This window comes from Nocardioides sp. F233, from assembly GCF_057813895.1.
The window spans coordinates 1-16,468 of record NZ_JBVASH010000004.1; the positions used below are offsets into that span (position 1 = coordinate 1).

General features: G+C 72.0%; 18 protein-coding genes. 11 read left to right on the forward strand and 7 right to left on the reverse strand.

Going from position 1 to position 16,468, the window contains the following annotated elements:
• The 5 genes from ACZYRU_RS15985 to ACZYRU_RS16005 all read right to left on the reverse strand — a co-directional run.
• Nucleotides 1-661, reverse strand: a 661-nt coding sequence (locus ACZYRU_RS15985) for a DUF222 domain-containing protein (RefSeq protein ID WP_488958090.1), incomplete at its 3' end; no start/stop codon positions are given.
• Between the two features lie 286 nt (nt 662-947).
• Nucleotides 948-1,994, reverse strand: coding sequence for a DNA glycosylase AlkZ-like family protein (locus ACZYRU_RS15990; protein ID WP_488958091.1), 1,047 nt, complete (start codon nt 1,992-1,994; stop codon nt 948-950).
• A 10-nt stretch (nt 1,995-2,004) separates the two neighbouring features.
• Nucleotides 2,005-3,675: a DUF885 domain-containing protein gene (locus ACZYRU_RS15995; protein WP_488958092.1), complete on the reverse strand. Its 1,671-nt coding sequence runs from the start codon at nt 3,673-3,675 to the stop codon at nt 2,005-2,007.
• A gap of 58 nt (nt 3,676-3,733) precedes the next feature.
• Complete coding sequence (locus tag ACZYRU_RS16000) at nt 3,734-4,090, reverse strand: DUF4345 family protein (protein WP_488958093.1); 357 nt, start codon at nt 4,088-4,090, stop codon at nt 3,734-3,736.
• A gap of 54 nt (nt 4,091-4,144) precedes the next feature.
• Nucleotides 4,145-5,110, reverse strand: a complete 966-nt coding sequence (locus tag ACZYRU_RS16005; protein ID WP_488958094.1) for a helix-turn-helix transcriptional regulator — start codon at nt 5,108-5,110, stop codon at nt 4,145-4,147.
• Between the two features lie 54 nt (nt 5,111-5,164).
• Here ACZYRU_RS16005 and ACZYRU_RS16010 point away from each other — a divergent pair, with 54 nt between their 5' ends.
• The 9 genes from ACZYRU_RS16010 to purE all read left to right on the forward strand — a co-directional run bounded on the left by ACZYRU_RS16010 (nt 5,165) and on the right by purE (nt 13,351).
• Nucleotides 5,165-6,277, forward strand: a complete 1,113-nt coding sequence (locus ACZYRU_RS16010) for an epoxide hydrolase family protein (RefSeq protein WP_488958095.1) — start codon at nt 5,165-5,167, stop codon at nt 6,275-6,277.
• A gap of 90 nt (nt 6,278-6,367) precedes the next feature.
• Nucleotides 6,368-7,441, forward strand: a complete 1,074-nt coding sequence (locus tag ACZYRU_RS16015; RefSeq protein WP_488958096.1) for a DUF1214 domain-containing protein — start codon at nt 6,368-6,370, stop codon at nt 7,439-7,441.
• Entirely contained in the window at nt 7,438-8,676 is a 1,239-nt protein-coding gene (locus tag ACZYRU_RS16020) for a sulfotransferase family protein (RefSeq protein ID WP_488958097.1), read from the forward strand. Before ACZYRU_RS16015 ends, ACZYRU_RS16020 begins: the two co-directional genes overlap by 4 nt.
• Before the next feature lie 58 nt (nt 8,677-8,734).
• Nucleotides 8,735-9,562, forward strand: coding sequence for a biotin--[acetyl-CoA-carboxylase] ligase (locus ACZYRU_RS16025; protein WP_488958098.1), 828 nt, complete (start codon nt 8,735-8,737; stop codon nt 9,560-9,562).
• A 29-nt stretch (nt 9,563-9,591) separates the two neighbouring features.
• Nucleotides 9,592-10,113, forward strand: a complete 522-nt coding sequence (locus tag ACZYRU_RS16030; RefSeq protein WP_488958099.1) for a PH domain-containing protein — start codon at nt 9,592-9,594, stop codon at nt 10,111-10,113.
• The gene (locus ACZYRU_RS16035; RefSeq protein WP_488958100.1) at nt 10,106-11,032 is read left to right on the forward strand and encodes an adenylate/guanylate cyclase domain-containing protein; all 927 of its coding nucleotides are present in this window, start codon (nt 10,106-10,108) and stop codon (nt 11,030-11,032) included. The genes ACZYRU_RS16030 and ACZYRU_RS16035 overlap by 8 nt, the downstream gene beginning before the upstream one ends.
• 113 nt (nt 11,033-11,145) lie before the next feature.
• Nucleotides 11,146-11,472, forward strand: a complete 327-nt coding sequence (locus ACZYRU_RS16040; protein WP_141799855.1) for a winged helix-turn-helix domain-containing protein — start codon at nt 11,146-11,148, stop codon at nt 11,470-11,472.
• Between the two features lie 27 nt (nt 11,473-11,499).
• Nucleotides 11,500-12,678 carry a 5-(carboxyamino)imidazole ribonucleotide synthase gene (locus ACZYRU_RS16045; protein WP_488958101.1) on the forward strand — a complete coding sequence of 393 codons (1,179 nt, stop codon included), beginning with the start codon at nt 11,500-11,502 and terminating at the stop codon, nt 12,676-12,678.
• Between the two features lie 184 nt (nt 12,679-12,862).
• Nucleotides 12,863-13,351 (forward strand): 5-(carboxyamino)imidazole ribonucleotide mutase, encoded by a 489-nt coding sequence (gene purE / locus ACZYRU_RS16050; RefSeq protein ID WP_488958102.1) that lies wholly within the window; start codon nt 12,863-12,865, stop codon nt 13,349-13,351.
• Between the two features lie 3 nt (nt 13,352-13,354).
• Here the strand turns inward: purE and ACZYRU_RS16055 are convergent, their stop codons facing one another.
• Together ACZYRU_RS16055 and ACZYRU_RS16060 are read right to left on the reverse strand one after the other, a co-directional pair.
• Nucleotides 13,355-13,774 (reverse strand): CoA-binding protein, encoded by a 420-nt coding sequence (locus ACZYRU_RS16055; RefSeq protein WP_488958103.1) that lies wholly within the window; start codon nt 13,772-13,774, stop codon nt 13,355-13,357.
• A complete protein-coding gene (locus ACZYRU_RS16060) occupies nt 13,771-14,463 on the reverse strand; it encodes a TetR/AcrR family transcriptional regulator (protein WP_488958104.1) in 693 nt (230 codons plus the stop codon). The genes ACZYRU_RS16055 and ACZYRU_RS16060 overlap by 4 nt, the downstream gene beginning before the upstream one ends.
• An 89-nt stretch (nt 14,464-14,552) precedes the next feature.
• On the opposite strand from ACZYRU_RS16060, the gene ACZYRU_RS16065 reads away from it, so the two are divergent.
• Complete coding sequence (locus ACZYRU_RS16065; protein WP_488958651.1) at nt 14,553-15,704, forward strand: acyl-CoA dehydrogenase family protein; 1,152 nt, start codon at nt 14,553-14,555, stop codon at nt 15,702-15,704.
• A 101-nt stretch (nt 15,705-15,805) separates the two neighbouring features.
• Complete coding sequence (locus ACZYRU_RS16070) at nt 15,806-16,414, forward strand: hypothetical protein (protein WP_488958105.1); 609 nt, start codon at nt 15,806-15,808, stop codon at nt 16,412-16,414.
• The last annotated feature ends 54 nt before the right edge of the window (nt 16,415-16,468 follow it).

Genomic DNA, 16,468 nt, shown 5'->3' on the forward strand with positions numbered 1-16,468 from the left:
CGAGCGCCTCGGCCCGACGGGACACCGCCAGGTCGAGGTCGTGTCCGTCGGCGGCATCCATCAGTCCGTCCAGGTGGACCAGCCCGTGCTCGTCGACTTCGCCGATGTCGAAGTGCCGGTGGTCGGCTGCGTTCTGGCGTTCGGCTTCGGCTCGTTCGGGGTCGAACCGCAGGACTGCTTCGGTGACGAGGCGTTCGAGCTGGGCCCAGCCGACGCCGGAGGCGTTGAACAGTTGCCGGTCCACGAACGCCGCTGCCTCCGCCGACAGGCCGCGGGTGAGGTCGGCGATACGTTCAGCCCGCCACGGGGCGAGCTTGCCTGTGGTGACGGCGTCGTAGACGTTGGGCAGCCGCCAGGCGCACTCGATGACCCGCCCGACATAGGCCTTGCCGCCATCGGGTGTGCGGCCGAGGACCGCGACGAGCTCCATCAACGCGAACTCCGAGACCAGGGGGGCGCCGGCACCGGCGATCGGGATGCCGGTGTCGAGGTAGCCCTCGGTGATCGTCGCGGCACCCTCGGGTGAGGACACGATGTGCTCGCCGGCCCATTCCACGATGGCTGCCCATTCGCGGACCAGGGAGGCCTGTCGGCCTTCGACCTCGGCGCGCAGCCCGGACAGCAGTGCTGCTGTCGAACGGGGCTGGGTTCCGAGATCCATGACTGGATTCTCCCACCCACCTCCGACACAAACGAACGCCGGAAACCCGCCTGTGGACAGGGGAAGCTCGATAGATGGGGTGTGGAGGATCGACGTCACCAGGTGCAGCTCGAGTGTCGTCGCGAGCCGCAACCCGACCGCCGAACCCAGCCACCTACGGCCCTTCCTCGTCGCTGCCGTTCGGAACGCAACCAGCTACGCGACCGAAGCGTGCGCACAGTTCCGGCAGCATCCCGGGTGGTCTCGTGACGGTCGCTGCGCGACCTCCTCAACCACTGAGGGGCGTTCACCCTCGGGCGAGGCCCATCCCCAGCCAGTCCGCGAGAGCGGTGAGCTCGGCGTCGACCGCGTCGCCGACCTCGGGCTCCCACGGGACGTCCTCGTGGAGCGCGTGCACGCGCAGGACCCCCGCCTTGCGGTCGGCCTTGGCGTCCAGCTTCCCGACCAGCCGGTCGCCGTGGAGGACGGGGAGGGCGAAGTAGCCCCACCGGCGCGACGCGGCGGGCTTGTACATCTCGAGCACGTACTCGAAGTCGAACAGGTCGAGTGCCCGCTCCCGGTCGTGGACCAGCCGGTCGAAGGGGGAGAGGAACGCACAGCGTCCCGAAAAGGCCGAGTCGACCGCGGCCAGGGCATCGGGATCGACCCGCCACGACCCGTCGCAGCCCTCGACGCTCGCTTCCGCACCGGGCCCGGACCGGGCGATCCCCAGTGCGGCGAGCTCGCGCTGGTCGAGGGCGGCCCGCGCGTCGTCGTACGCGGGGACGTCGAGCTCGCCCGGGTAGACCCGCTCGGGCAGGTCGTAGACCCGCAGCTTGCCGCGGCGTCCGGTGATCGCGACGTCGCCCATCAAGGTGAGCACCTCGAGCAGCCGGTTGACGTTCTTGTCGTTGTTCCACCCGCTCGACGCCCAGGGGACCTCGCAGGTGTCGGGGATCTCCGCGGCGGTGCGCGGTCCCTCGGCGTCGAGCAGCCCGAGCACGTCGGACCGGAACCGCTGGTTGGCTCCCAGCCACTCGTGGATCGTCGGGTGCAGGTCGTGGGGCGCGACGGCGAGCAGGAGCCCGATGTCGTCCATCGCGCGGACGTACGACGACAGCTCGGCCAGCGAGCGCTCGGTCTCCAGTGCGAAGGTCAGGTCGGAGTGCTCGTAGCCGTCGCCCAGCCGGGACCACAGCACCAGGTCGACGCTCGGCGCGACCGCCGCGGTCGGGTCGACCTGGAGCAGGGTCAGCTCGTCGACCACCTCCGCGACCGAACCGGTGCGGCGGGTGTCGAGGAGCTGCGCGCGAACCGCGATCCGGCGGGCCTGCTCCCGGTCGAGCCGGATCACGGCGCGTCCGTCAGAGCCGGCCCAGCGCGGCCTGGAGCGGGTCGAGGCCGAGGCTGCCGAGGTCGAGCGCCGCGGTGTGGAAGGCCTTGAGGTCGAAGGCCGAGCCGTGCCGGGCCTGTGCTGCGACGCGGGACTCGAGCCAGATCCGCTCGCCGACCTTGTACGACGGCGCCTGGCCCGGCCAGCCGAGGTAGCGGTTGACCTCGAAGCGAAGCGAGCCGTCGTCCATCCGCGAGTGGGCGCGCATGAACTCGTAGGCCAGGTCGGCGTCCCAGGTCTCGCCGGGACGCCAGCCGAACGGGTTGTCGGCCGGCACGGTCAGCCCGAGGTGGACGCCGATGTCGACGACGACCCGCGCGGCGCGGAAGCCCTGCATGTCGAGGAAGCCGAGCCGGTCGCCCGCGTCGGCGAAGTAGCCGAGCTCGTCCATCAGCCGCTCGGCGTACAGCGCCCAGCCCTCGCCGTGGCCGCTGACCCAGCACAGCAGCCGCTGCCAGCGGTTGAGCAGGTCGGCGCGGTGCACGGCCTGCGCGACCTGCAGGTGGTGGCCGGGCACGCCCTCGTGGAAGACGGTCGTCGTCTCCCGCCAGGTCGAGTAGCGCTCGTGGTCGTCGGTGAACGAGAACCACATGGTGCCGGGACGGGAGAAGTCCTCGGTGGGCGGCGTGTACCAGGCGCCGCCGTCGTTGATCGGCGCGACCTTGCACTGCAGGGTGCGGATCGGCTCGGCGATGTCGAAGTGCACGCCGTCGAAGTCGGCGAGGATCGTGTCGGACTTCTCCTGCATCCACGCCTGGAACGCCTCGCGGCTCCCGCAGTCGCGCGCCGGATCGGCGTCGAGCGCGGCGACGGCATCGGCGACCGAACCACCCGGGACGATCCGCCCGGCCGTGGCGGCCATGTCGTCCTCGATCCGCTTCAGCTCCTCCCAGCCCCAGCGGTAGGTCTCCTCGAGGTCGACGCTCGCGCCGAGGAAGTACCGGGACGCGAGCGAGTAGTGGTCGCGACCCACCCCGTCGACGTCGCGGCCGCGGGGGAGCAGGTCGGTCGTGACGAAGCGCCCGAACTCCGCGTACGCCGCCGACGCGCTGGCCGCGGCTGCCGCGAGCGCGTCGCGCTGAGCGTCCGGCGCTGCCGCGACGACGTTGGCGAAGTAGTCGCCCGCGGCCCCGGTCTGCCCGGTCCAGCCGCGCACCTGGTCGGCCACCTCGGCGTACTGCCGCTTCGCGGAGACCCGTCCGGCGGCCGCCTCCTCGAGCAGCGTGGTGCGGTAGCCCGCCAGCGCAGCAGGGACAGCAGCCAGCCGTGAGCCGATCGCGTCCCACTGCTCCGTGGTGTCGGTCGGCATCAGGTCGAACACCTCGCGCACGGCGTGGATCGCGCTCGAGATCACCGAGAACTCGCTGCGCTCGACGCCCGCGTCGGCCCGCTCGACGGTGAGGCCCACCCGCTCGAGGAAGGCCGCCTTGGCGACCTCCTCGCGCTCGTCGGCCGTGTCGAGCGCGGCGACGTCGGCCAGCGCCCGGCGGTGCAGCTCCTCGCCGGCCGCGAAGCCGTCGGGGGACAGGTCGGGCAGCTCCCCGTCGTGGCCGGGGATGCCGGCGTACGTCGCGGTCAGCGGGTCGAGGGCGGCGAGGTCCTCGACGAACTGGTCGGTGCGGGCGTCCACGAGTCGCGTCATGACCGGAACCCTAGGAGCAGGGGCCGACAACCGGCACCTCGATATCGCCCACGGCGGGTCAGGCTGTGGAGGAGGTCCGGCGGGCGCCCAGCAGCAGCGCCCCGGCCACGACCGTCTCCAGCGCGATGAACCCTGCCATCTTCAGGCTGGGGCGGCCCTCGAACACCGCCGACGCAGCCCGTCCTGCCGCCATCCCGGCGGTGGCGACCCCGATCGCCGTGCCGGAGGTCGGCGCGGCCACGAGACTCGCGGCGAACGCCAGCGGCAGGCCGCCGTAGACGGCCCGGATCTCGGTGCGGGTGTCGGCGTCGGGGGCGGCGTACCCGATCACCGCGGGCACGACGTCGGGCTTGAGGAAGGACGCGATGCCGAGCCCTGCGTAGGCCGCCGCACCGGAGGCGATCAGTCGGTTCATGCGGTCATCCTCGCCCGGTCGCCGCCCCGGCACATCCGACCGTGGTCGGATCGCTCAGGATCCCGCGACCGCGCCGGCGTACCGCTCCGCCAGCACCCGCAGGTGCTCGACCAGCGCGGCCGGCGTCTCGACGGTGAAGTCCAGCCCGAGCATGCCGATCCAGACCGCGACGACCTCCAGGCTGTCGCCGCCGGTGACCAGCACCGAGCGCCCGTCCGGCAGCGGCTCGACGACGCCGACGGCCGGGTTGATCCGGGCGAGGACCTCCTCGGCGGGCGCGTCGATGACCAGCCGGGCGTGCACGGACCAGCCGGTGCGGGCGACCTCGCGCACGACGAGCTCGGTGAGGTCGCCGGGCAGGGGAGCGGGCCGGAAGGTGCGGCCGCCGGGGATGCGCAGGGTCAGCCAGTCGACGCGGTACGGCGCCCAGCGCTCGCCCGAGGCGTCGACGGACCGGCCGACCACGAACCAGCGCCGCTGCCAGGCCACCAGCCGGTACGGCTCGATCTCGATCCGCTCCTGCTCGTCGCCGTAGAACGCGCGCAGCCCGCGGTGGTCGCGGATCGCGTCGGCGATCTCGGCCAGCACCCCGGCGTCGACCTCGGGGTCCTCGACGTTGGAGTCGGTGTTGACCGGGCCGGCCTCGGTGGCGTCGCGCAGCGAGGTGACCCGGCGTCGGAGCCGGTCGGGGAGGACGTGCTCGAGCTTCGTGAGCGCCCGGCCGCCGCTCTCCTCGAAGCCGGCCACACCGGTCAGCGTGCGCAGCCCGACGGCCACCGCGACGGCCTCCTCGTCGTCGAGCAGCAGGGGAGGGAGCTTGGCGCCGACGCCGAGCCGGTAGTGCCCGGTCCGCCCGCGCACCCCGTCGACGGGGTAGCCCAGCTCGCGCAGCCGGGTCACGTCGTTGCGCACGGTCCGCTCGGTCACGCCGAGCCGCGTGGCCAGCTCCGGAGCTGTCCACTCGACGCGCGACTGGAGCAGCCCGAGCAGCTCGAGGACCCTTCCCGAGGTCGTCTTCACGAGTCCGATTAAACAGGAACGAACCGTTCCGCTATGGCTCCTAACGTCAGTGCCATGAACCAGATCACGCCCTACGTCATCGACATCCCGCAGACCGACCTCGACGACCTCCGCGACCGTCTCGACCGCACCCGCTTCGCCCCCGCCGTCCCCGGCGACTCCTGGGACTACGGCACCCCCGAGTCCTACCTCCGCAGCATGGTCGAGCAGTGGAAGGAACTCGACTGGCGCGCGGTCGAGGCCCGCCTCAACGCGTACGACGGCTTCGTCACCGAGGTCGACGGCCAGCGGATCCACTTCCTCCACGTCCGCTCGAAGCACGCCGACGCCACGCCGCTGCTCCTGGCCCACACCTACCCCGGGTCGCAGCTCGACTTCCTCGACATGATCGACCCGCTCGTCGACCCCGAGGCCCACGGCGGCACCGCCGACCAGGCCTTCCACGTGGTCGTCCCGTCGATGCCGGGCTTCGGCTTCTCGACCCCGCTGGTGGAGACCGGCTGGACGATGAGGCGGGTCGCGGCGGCGTACGACGTCCTCATGCGCCGCCTCGGCTACGACTCCTACGGCATCCACGGCAGCGACGGCGGCGCGATGGTCGGCCGCGAGCTCGCGGTCGCGAACCCCGAGGGCTTCCTCGGCGCGCACGTCCTGCACCTGTTCTCCTTCCCGAGCGGCGACCCGGCCGAGTTCGAGGGCTTCGGACCGAAGGAGTACGCCGCGCTCGAGCACATGCAGTGGTTCCAGTCGGTCGGCGGCTACAACCAGATGAACGCCACCCGCCCGCAGACCGTCGCGGCCGGTCTGGCGGACTCGCCGGTGGCGGTCCTGGCCTACAGCGAGCTGTTCGAGAGCTTCGGCAACGGCACCAGCCTGGTCGCGCCGGAGCAGGTGCTCGCCCAGGCGACGCTGTACTGGCTGACCAACACCTACGGCGCGGCCGCGCGCTACCACTACGAGGAGCAGCACGCCGGTGCCGAGCCGGTCGTCAGCACCGGACGGATCGGGGTCGCGGTCTTCAAGGACGACTTCCAGACGATCCGCTCGCTCGCCGAGCGCGACAACGCGAACATCGCGCACTGGTCGGAGTTCCCGCGCGGCGGTCACTTCGCGGCGATGGAGGTGCCCCAGGACGTGGTCGGCGACCTCCGCGTCTTCTTCGCCTGACGCCGGAGACCAACCCCTTGCGAGCCATTACGTACAACCCATAACGTAATGGCTCGCAAGGGTGACGTGCGTCACCCCGAGAGGATCCCGATGACCGACCTGTCCCAGGCCTTCCACGAGCTCGTCGACGAGGTGAAGGGCGTCGAGCGTCGCTTCCTCGACGCCGACCCCGCCCTGCCCGAGGCCGACGTGCTCGACGGCTACCGGTTCGCGTTCAGCCTCCTCAAGGTCGCGCTCGAGGCCTACGTCTGGGCCGACACCGACCGCCCGCGGTTCGTCGACGTGATCACCCCGTCGATGAAGTGGGGCGGCGACAACTCCGACGCGTTCTACCAGCTCACCGCGCTCGACCCCGAGCGCACCTACCGGGTCCGCGGCCACCGTGCCGACGCCGTCTACCTCTCGCTCACCGTGTACGGCGGCCCCGACGACGGCCGCTACAGCGACCGGATCATCGCGACCGTCAACGACCGCGACCTCGAGATCGCCCCGGACGGCAGCTTCGAGCTGGTCCTCAGCGCCACGCCCCACGAGGGCAACTGGATCAAGCTCGAGCCGGACGCCGTCTTCGCGCTCACCCGCGACTACCTCGTCGACCCGGTGCAGGGCGTCCGCTCCACCTGGGAGATCGAGGCCGACGACCCGCCGGCCCGGCGTACCGACAGCGCCGAGGACCTCGCCCGCCGCCTCCGCGCGGCCCGCACCTGGGTCGCCGAGCAGGCCGCGATGGTGCCGGTCCGGGTCGGCCCGCCCAACGAGGTGGGGGAGCCGTACCCCGTGCCGACGACCACCTTCGGCTGGGCGGCCGGCGACGCGTCGTACGCCTTCGGCGCCTACGAGCTCGGCGAGGGCGAGGCCCTGGTCATCGAGGGCAGCTCGCCGGAGTGCGCGTTCTGGAACATGTGCCTGTGGACGCCCTACCTCCACACCTACGACCACCGCTACGAGCAGGTCACCATCAACGGCGGGCAGACGACCCACGAGCCGGACGGGTCCTGGCGGATCGTCGTCTCCGCGACCGACCCCGGCCACCCCAACTGGGTCTCGACCGCCGGGCGCGGGTCCGGCCTGATCTGGTTCCGCTGGTTCCTGCCCGAGCGCACGCCCGACCGCCCGGTCTGCCGCGTCGTCCCGGTCGCCGAGGTCGCCGAGGCGGTCCGGTGAGGACCGACACCGTGCGCTTCGACGACCTCGCCGCACCGGTCTACCCGGAGGCCTCCGCCCCGATCCGCGACATGCTCGCCGAGTACGGCGGCGCGCTGGTCCTCGACCCCGCCGTGCTCCGGGCGACGGCGGTCGAGCGCACCGGCCTGTCCGCGTGGGGCGACGAGCGCTTCGCCGAGAGGTTGGACGTGCTCTGCCGCTCGCTGCGCGAGGAGGCCGCGCTCTCGCCGGCCGGCTCCGCGATCGTGTTCGAGCAGCTCGTGCAGATCCTCAGCGGCCGGCTGCTCATCGAGGACCTGGTCGCGCGCCACCCCGAGATCGAGGACGTCGTCATCGACCGTCCGATCATCATCTGCGGGCTGCCGCGCACCGGCACCACGCACCTGCACAACATGCTCGCCGCCGACCCCGCCCTGCGGCACCTGCCGTACTGGGAGAGCCTCGAGCCGGTGCTCGCCGCGGCCGAGCAGGATGCCGACCCGGACCCGCGCCCGGCCCGCTGCGCCGCCGGCCTCGACCTGCTCGACGGCGTGATGCCCGAGTTCAAGCGGATGCACGAGATGACGGTCGAGCACGCGCAGGAGGAGCTCCAGCTCCTCGCATACGACGTCAGCGGGATGCTCTTCGAGTGCAGCGCGCACCTGCCGACGTGGAGCTCCTACCAGCGCACCAGCGGCCAGGACGCGTCGTACGGCTATCTCAAGCGGGTGCTGCAGGTCCTGCAGTGGCTGCGCGGCGGCGAGCGCTGGGTGCTCAAGTCGCCGCAGCACCTCGAGCACTACGGCCCGCTGCTGCGGACCTTCCCCGACGCGACCTTCGTGCTCACCCACCGCGACCCGGTCGCGGTGACCGCATCGGTCTGCACGATGGTCGCGTACACCGCCCGCATGGCCAGCGAGCACCCGGACCCGGTCGCGATCGGCCGCCAGTTCGCCGGCCGCCTCGAGGACCTGCTGCACGCCTGCGTCCGCGACCGCGACCTGCTCCCGGCCGCGCAGTCGATCGACATCCGGTTCGAGGACTTCATGGCCGACGAGGAGGGCACCATCGCCGCGATCTACGCCCTCGCCGACCAGCCCTTCGACGCCCGCGCGCGCGGGGCGATGGCCGCGTTCCGCGACGCGCACCCGCGCGGGCGGCACGGCTTCGTCGAGTACGATCTGGCCGCCCTCGGCCTCGACGCGGACGCGATCGACGACGCGGTCGCGGACTACCGGGAACGCTTCCTGGGCTGAGCATCGAGCTGAGACCCCGGGGTTTCCTCGAGGCCCGGGCTGCGCCAAGGTAGAGCCCGTGACTTCCGGTTCCACCCCGACCCCCACCCGTGGACCGCTCGACGGCGACCGTCTCGCCGGCGTGTCCGAGCTGACCCCCGACCTCTCCTTCGAGCTGCTCGCGGAGGCGCCGTCGACCAACGAGGTCGCCGCCGAGCGTGCCCGCGCCGGTGCGCACGAGGGCCTCGTGGTCGTCGCCGACCACCAGTCGTCGGGACGCGGCCGTCTCGACCGCACCTGGGAGACCCCGCCGGGCACCGCGGTGACCTTCTCGCTGGTGCTGCGCCCGACGGTGCCGCCGGCGTCGTGGCCGTGGCTTCCGCTGCTCGTCGGCCACAACGTCGCGAAGGCGATCACCGCGCTGGGCTACGACGCGAACGTGAAGTGGCCCAACGACGTCCTCCTCGACGGCGACCGCAAGGTCGCGGGCATCCTCGTCGAGCGGGTGGAGACCCCGACCGGCCCGGCCGCGATCGTCGGCGTCGGCATCAACGTCGCGATGACCGCCGACGAGCTGCCCGTCCCCACCGCGACCAGCCTCGCCGTCGCCGGTCCCGGCGCGCCCGACCGCACCTCGGTGCTGCTCGCGGTGGTCGCTGCCGTGCGTGAGGGGTACGACGTCTGGCAGGCCGGCGGCGAGCAGGGCACGGCGCGCCTCGCGACGTCGTACCGCTCCAACTGCGCGACCCTCGGCCGCGACGTGCGCGTCGAGCTGCCCGGTGGCGGGGAGCTGCTCGGTCGCGCCACCGACATCGACGACGACGGCCGGCTCGTGGTCACCACCGCCGACGGGACCGAGCGGGTCGGCGCCGGCGATGTCATCCACGTCCGCGCAACCTCGACCTGAACCGACGTACTTGGTGGAATGATCTGACCGTGGCCATCTCGAAGAAGCTGCTCAACCCCGGCGAGCGCCTCGTGCTCAGCACCCGTCAGCACCCCAAGGCGCTGTTCGGGCCGATCCTCGCGCTCGTCGTGCTGCTCGCAGCCGGCGTCGCTGCCCAGGTGATGCTCGACGACACCGGCTTCCAGCGGGTGCTCACGCTCATCGTGTGGGTGCTCGTCGCGATCGGGATCGCGTGGTTCTCGCTGCGCCCGTTCCTGGACTGGCTGACCACCGTGCACGCCTTCACCGACCGCCGACTGATCACCCGCAACGGGATCATCACGCGCCGGGGTCACGACATCCCGCTGGCACGCGTCAGCGACATCGCGATGGAGATCAACCTGCTCGACCGGCCGTTCGGCTGCGGCAGCCTGCTGATCTCCGACGCGTCGACCTTCGGCACCGTGCGGCTCAACGACATCCCGCACGTCGAGGCCACCCAGCGCCAGCTCAACGAGCTGCTCCACGAGCTGCACAGCGGGCCGGCGCCGCGCCGGGACGAAGGTGTCTGAGAGCGGTGAGCCCCGGCTCACCGCCGCCGAGGTGGCCGAGCAGGCCGGCCTGTCGATCGACCTGACGAGGCGCCTGTTCCGCACCCTCGGCTTCGCCGAGCACGGTGACGAGCGCGCCTACACCCGGGCCGACGTCGACGCGATGCGGATCCTCGCGGAGGGACCCGACGGCGAGGTCGTCGTACCGGACGTCGCTCTCAACGTCACCCGCGGCATCGGCATCACGATGGCCCGGCTGGCCGACTGGGAGGTCGGCGAGCTGGTGCAGCACGTCGCCGACGGCGCGCCCGAGGACGTGGAGGACCCCGGTGCCTGGGTGACCGCCCGGCTGGGGGAGCAGTTCGAGGACCTGCTCGTCTACGCGTGGCGCCGTCACCTCGCTGCCGCCATCGCGCGGATGGAGGCGGTCCGGGCGCTCGACGACGACCCCCACACCACCGACCTGAGCGTCGGATTCGCCGACATCGTCGGCTTCACCGCACTGTCCAACGAGGTCTCCCGGGAGCGGATCGGCGAGCTGGTCGAGGTCTTCGAGGCCCGCTGCGGTGACGTGATCGCCCGCGAGAACGGCCGGCTGATCAAGAGCATGGGCGACGCGGTGCTGTACGTGAACGACGATCCGATGGCTGCCTTCACCACCGCCGAGGGCATCATCAACGTGATCGGCCGCGACCCTCGGATGCCCGACGTCCGGGTCGGCCTGGCCACCGGCGGGGTGGTGCTGCGGATGGGTGACGTGTTCGGTCCGCCGGTCAACCTGGCTGCCCGACTGACCCAGGTCGCGCGCCGCAACCGGATCATCGTCGACCACGCGACGGCCGACCTGCTGCCGGGCGACCAGGTCGAGTCGCGTCCGCTGCCGGCCCGTCCGGTGCGCGGGTTCGGCGTGCTGGAGCCCGTCGCCGTCAGGCGAGCCTGACCTCCGTCAACCCACGTATCCGCTGGTCAGCGGTGGTTTTGGCGCGCCTTCTCAAGGCAAAATTCTTTGCATTCCGCGTCGCTGGAGGTCTCCGCGTCCTTACCTTGGCCCATGTGATCGAGGTGCAGGATGTCCGGGTCGACCCGTCGACCCGGCGAACGTGGCGTGGGGACCGCGAGATTCTGCTGTCGCGCAAGGAGTTCGACCTGGTGCACGCACTCATCGCGCGCGCCGGGTCGGTGGTCAGCCGCGAGGAGCTGATGCGTGACGTGTGGGGCGTGACCTTCTGGACGTCGTCGAAGACGATCGACGTCCACCTGGGGTGGGTACGCCGCAAGCTCGGCGACGACACCCGCCAGCCCCGCCTGATCACCACCATCCGCGGTCAGGGCCTGCGCTTCGAGCTCGGCATGGCCGCCGACGCCACCAGTTCCGCGTAGCGCCCCCGCATTGCGTAGGGTTCGGCCGTGTCGACGACCGAACCCGCGCCCCGGATCGCCGTGATCGGAGGCGGCCAGCTCGCCAGGATGATGGCCCAGCCCGCTGTGGCCCTCGGCGTACCGCTCCGACTGCTCGCCGAGGCCGAGGGTGTCTCGGCCGCCCAGGTCATCCCCGACCAGATGGTCGGTGACTACCGCGACCTGGCCACGCTGCGCACCGTCACGGAGGGCTGCTCGGTCGTCACCTTCGACCACGAGCACGTCCCGACCGAGCACCTGCGTGCCCTGGCCGCCGACGGCGTGATCGCCCACCCCGGCCCCGAGGCGCTGGTCCACGCGCAGGACAAGATCGTGATGCGTGAGGCGATGTCGCGCATCGGCGCGCCCCAGCCGCGCTGGGCCGTCGTCGCGACCGAGGCCGACGTCGAGGCGTTCGGCCTGCCGTGCGTCCTCAAGGTCTCCCGGGGTGGGTACGACGGCAAGGGCGTCTGGGTCGTCCGGACCCTCGCAGAGGCTGCCGAGCCCCTGGCGGTCGCTGCGGAGCGCGGCGTGCGGCTGCTCGCCGAGGAGCTCGTCGACTTCCGCCGCGAGCTGTCCGCCCTCGTCGCCCGCGCCCCGAGCGGCCAGGCAGCGGCGTACCCGGTCGTCGCGACGCTCCAGGTCGACGGCGTGTGCCGCGAGGTGATCGCCCCCGCGCCCGACCTCGACCCCGCCCTCGCCACCGCCGCGCAGGAGCTCGCGCTGCGCATCGCCGGTGAGCTCGACGTGACCGGCATCCTGGCCGTCGAGCTCTTCGAGGCCGTCGACGCCGACGGCCGCCCGGCCGTCTACATCAACGAGCTCGCGATGCGCCCCCACAACACGGGCCACTGGACCCAGGACGGCGCCGTCACCAGCCAGTTCGAGAACCACCTGCGTGCCGCCCTCGACCTGCCCCTCGGCTCGCCCGCCCCCCGCGCCCGCTGGACCGTGATGGTCAACATCCTCGGCGGCGACAACCCCGACGTCGGGCGCCTCTACGACGGCTACCCGCACGCCCTCGCCCGCGACCCGCAGCTGCGGGTCCACCTCTACGGCAAGGACCTGCGCCCGGGCCGCAAGGTCGGTCACGTCAACGTCTACGGCGACGACCTCGAGGACTGCCTCGAGCGGGGCCGGCACGCTGCCGCGTGGTTCCGCGGCGACCTCGGCAACGAGAGCGAGTAGCAACTCACTAGTGGTCATCTCCGGAAGTTCTCCGGGTGTCCCGCACCCCGAGCACGCACCTCGCGGCGTTGCAGACGCTCGCGAGACAACCCGGTATGGCTTCGCGCCTGCGCCTTGCGATGCGCGCAATCGGAGCACGGGCCACCCCCGAACAACTTCCGGAGATGACCACTAGGCTCGCGCCATGACTGCGCGCGTGGGCATCGTGATGGGCTCGGACTCCGACTGGCCGGTGATGAAGGCCGCGGCCGAGGCGCTGCGGGAGTTCGGCATCTCCTACGAGGCCGACGTCGTCTCGGCGCACCGGATGCCGGCCGAGATGCTGGCCTACGGCCAGGACGCCGCCGGGCGCGGACTGTCGGTGATCATCGCCGGCGCGGGCGGTGCGGCCCACCTGCCGGGCATGCTCGCGGCGGTCACGCCGCTGCCGGTGATCGGGGTGCCGGTGCCGCTCAAGTACCTCGACGGCATGGACTCGCTGCTCTCCATCGTGCAGATGCCGGCAGGGGTGCCGGTGGCGACGGTCGCGATCGGTGGCGCGCGCAACGCCGGCCTGCTCGCCGTACGCATCCTCGCGGCGACCGACCCGGCTCTGCAGAAGCAGATGACCGACTTCCAGGCCGAGCTGAAGCTCGCCGCCGAGGCCAAGGGCGCCGTCGTCCGCGACCAGTAGGGGTCAGCGAGCGCGCTTGCGCCACTCGATGGCCGGGCAGGTGTCCATGACCATCGGTACGCCGGCCGCCCGGGTCCGCTCGAAGGCGGCCTGGTCGACGATGCCGAGCTGGAACCACACGCCTCCGGCGCCGATCGCGACCGCCTCGTCGGCGAACCGTCCGGCGTCCTCGGAGCGACGGAACACGTCGACCACGTCGACGGGGAACGGCACGTCCGCGAGCGTCGCGTAGCCCTGCTCGCCGAGCACGACCGGTGCCGAGGGGTGGATCGGCACGATCTTCTTGCCGCGCGACTGCAGCAGCTCCGCGATCCGGTACGCCGTCCGGTCCGGGTTGCCGGACAGGCCGACGACCGCCCAGGTCGTGGCCTCGTCGAGCATCCAGTCGATGGCGTCGGGGTCGAGGTGCAGGGGGGAGGTCATGCAGTCCCAAGGCCCGCAGGGCCCGGGTTCTTCCCGAGCGCGTCGCGGACCTCCCGCACGACCTGCTCGACGTCGCGGCCGCCGCTGGTGATCACGATCGTCGGCGCGCCGCCGGCCGCCGGTCCGCGCAGCACGGCCAGCGCGTGGTCCAGGGCCCGGTCGACGAGCGCCCGGGCCGTGGCGGCGTCGTCGACCTCGCCGCGCAGCCACTGCCGCAGCACGTGGTTGTGCCCGATCACGACCGCGGAGGCGACCAGCTCGGCGCGCAGCGACCCGTCGGGCTCGGCGTCGAGCCAGCGGTGGACGTGCTTGCCGAAGAGCCGCACGTAGCGCTGCACGCTCGCGATCTCGCGGTCCCGGATCGCCGGGACGGAGCTGGCCAGCCGGTAGCGGGTGCGGGCGGTCTCGCCCTCGTCGAGGTAGTGGGCCAGCACGACTCCGGCCGCCTCGCGCAGCGCGACCTCGCGTCCCGCACCCGAGGCCGTGGCGAGCCGCTCGTCGACCCGGCGCAGCAGCGCCTCGTGGTCAGGCAGGACGACGTCGTCCTTGGTGGGGAAGTGGCGGAAGAAGGTGCTCCGGCCGGTCCCGGCGCGTGTGGCGATCTCGTCGACGGTGGTGGCGTCGTACCCCTGGCCGGCGAAGAGCTCGAAGGCGGCGGCGACGAGACGGTCGCGGGAGGTGGCGGGCACGGCCTGACCCTAACTCGACGGGACGGAGTCTCACTAGTACGATACTGAGTACCAACGAGATCAGGAGAGCCGTCGTGAGCGACTACCCGATGTACGCCCTGTCCGAGGAGCACCAGGCCATCCGCGAGGCCGTGCGCGCGATCTGCGACGCCAAGGTCGCCCCCTTCGCGGCCGAGGTCGACGAGCAGGCCCGCTACCCGCGCGAGGCCGCCGAGGCACTCCTGGCTGCCGACTTCCACGCGCCCCACGTCCCTGAGGAGTACGGCGGCGCCGGCGCCGACGCGCTCGCCACCGTGCTCGTCATCGAGGAGATCGCCCGCGCCGACGTGTCGGCCTCGCTGATCCCGGCCGTCAACAAGCTCGGCTCGCTGCCGGTCATGATCGGCGGCTCCGAGGAGCTCAAGGCCAAGTACCTCGGCCGCCTCGCGGCCGGCGAGGGCTTCTCCTACTGTCTCTCCGAGCCCGACGCCGGCTCGGACGCCGCCAACCAGAAGACCCGTGCGGTCCGCGACGGCGACGCCTGGATCCTCAACGGCACCAAGCGCTGGATCTCCAACGCGGGGGAGTCGGAGTTCTACACCGTGCTCGCGACCACCGACGCCGACGCCCGCAGCAAGGGCATCTCGGCCTTCGTCGTCGAGAAGGGTGATGCCGGCGTCTCCTTCGGTGCCCCGGAGAAGAAGCTCGGCATCAAGGGCTCGCCCACCCGCGAGGTCTACTTCGACAACGTCCGGATCCCCGGCGACCGGATCATCGGCGAGGAGGGCAAGGGCTTCGAGTACGCCATGAAGACCCTCGACCACACCCGGGTCACGATCGCCGCCCAGGCCGTCGGTGTCGCCCAGGGCGCTCTGGACTACGCGCTCGGGTACGCCAAGGAGCGCCAGCAGTTCGGCAAGGCGATCGCCGACTTCCAGGGCCTGCAGTTCCTGCTCGCCGACATGGGCATGAAGGTCGAGGCCGCCCGTCAGCTGACGTACGCCGCCGCCGGCCGCTCCGAGCGCGGCGACAGCGACCTGACCTTCTTCGGCGCCGCGGCCAAGTGCTTCGCCTCGGACGTCGCCATGGAGGTGACCACCAACGCGGTGCAGGTCCTCGGTGGCTATGGCTACACCCGCGACTACCCGGTCGAGCGGATGATGCGCGACGCCAAGATCACCCAGATCTACGAGGGCACCAACCAGGTGCAGCGGATCGTGATGGCGCGCCAGCTCCTCGCCGGGGTGCAGAGCGAGCTCTGAGATCACACGCATGGGCGGGTGTGGCCCTCTCTCGGGTGGGTAGGAAGCGGCCCGGGGGGACGTCCGGTCCTGCCCGACGTACTCACCCGAGGAGAAGCTCCATGCAGATGCGCCGGCTCCGCCAGGCCCTTGTTGCCGTCATCGTTCCCGTCGCCCTGGTCGGCCTGACGGTCGGTCCCGCCGACGCGGCCGCGAAGGCCCCGAAGATCCCCGCTCCCGCGAAGGTCGCTGCGGTCTACCCGAACCTCGCGGGTGTCGCGCCGACGACGTACTCCGGTGCCGCCAAGTCGAGCACCTGCACCCCGGCCACGCTGGTCAAGGGCGCCACGACCTCGAACGCTCTCTACTCGACCACCGCGACGCCGACGGCTGCGGCGCCGTACGTGACCGTCGCGGCCATCCGGTTCAAGTCGGCTGCCAAGGCCAAGGCGTACCTGAAGAAGGCCATCGAGTTCTCCAAGTGCGAGGCGGCGGCGCTCGGCTTCACCCTCACCGCCACGCCGTTCAAGTTCAAGGTCAAGGGCACCGACCAGCGCGTCGGCTTCAACGCCGTGCAGACCATCAGCGGCTACTCCGTCGCGAGCGAGACCCTGCTGGCTCGCAAGGGTGAGAAGCTCGTCAGCGTGACGGCCGTCTCCGGTGACGCCACCGTCCCGGCCCTCGCGCCGGCGCAGGCCCTGCTGAAGGTCGCGGTCAAGACCGCCCGCTGACCCACGTCAGACGGGGAACGCCCCGCAGCCCGCTGGGCTGCGGGGCGTTCTGCA

Bases quoted from the DNA above. Each gene is read 5' to 3' on its own strand.
- ACZYRU_RS16065 (WP_488958651.1), top strand. From the start codon at position 14,553: ATGTACGCCCTGTCCGAGGAGCACCAGGCCATCCGCGAGGCCGTGCGC.
- ACZYRU_RS16070 (WP_488958105.1), top strand. From the start codon at position 15,806: ATGCAGATGCGCCGGCTCCGCCAGGCCCTTGTTGCCGTCATCGTTCCC.
- purE (WP_488958102.1), top strand. From the start codon at position 12,863: ATGACTGCGCGCGTGGGCATCGTGATGGGCTCGGACTCCGACTGGCCG.
- ACZYRU_RS16010 (WP_488958095.1), top strand. From the start codon at position 5,165: ATGAACCAGATCACGCCCTACGTCATCGACATCCCGCAGACCGACCTC.
- ACZYRU_RS15995 (WP_488958092.1), bottom strand. From the start codon at position 3,675: ATGACGCGACTCGTGGACGCCCGCACCGACCAGTTCGTCGAGGACCTC.
- ACZYRU_RS16000 (WP_488958093.1), bottom strand. From the start codon at position 4,090: ATGAACCGACTGATCGCCTCCGGTGCGGCGGCCTACGCAGGGCTCGGC.
- ACZYRU_RS16055 (WP_488958103.1), bottom strand. From the start codon at position 13,774: ATGACCTCCCCCCTGCACCTCGACCCCGACGCCATCGACTGGATGCTC.
- ACZYRU_RS16015 (WP_488958096.1), top strand. From the start codon at position 6,368: ATGACCGACCTGTCCCAGGCCTTCCACGAGCTCGTCGACGAGGTGAAG.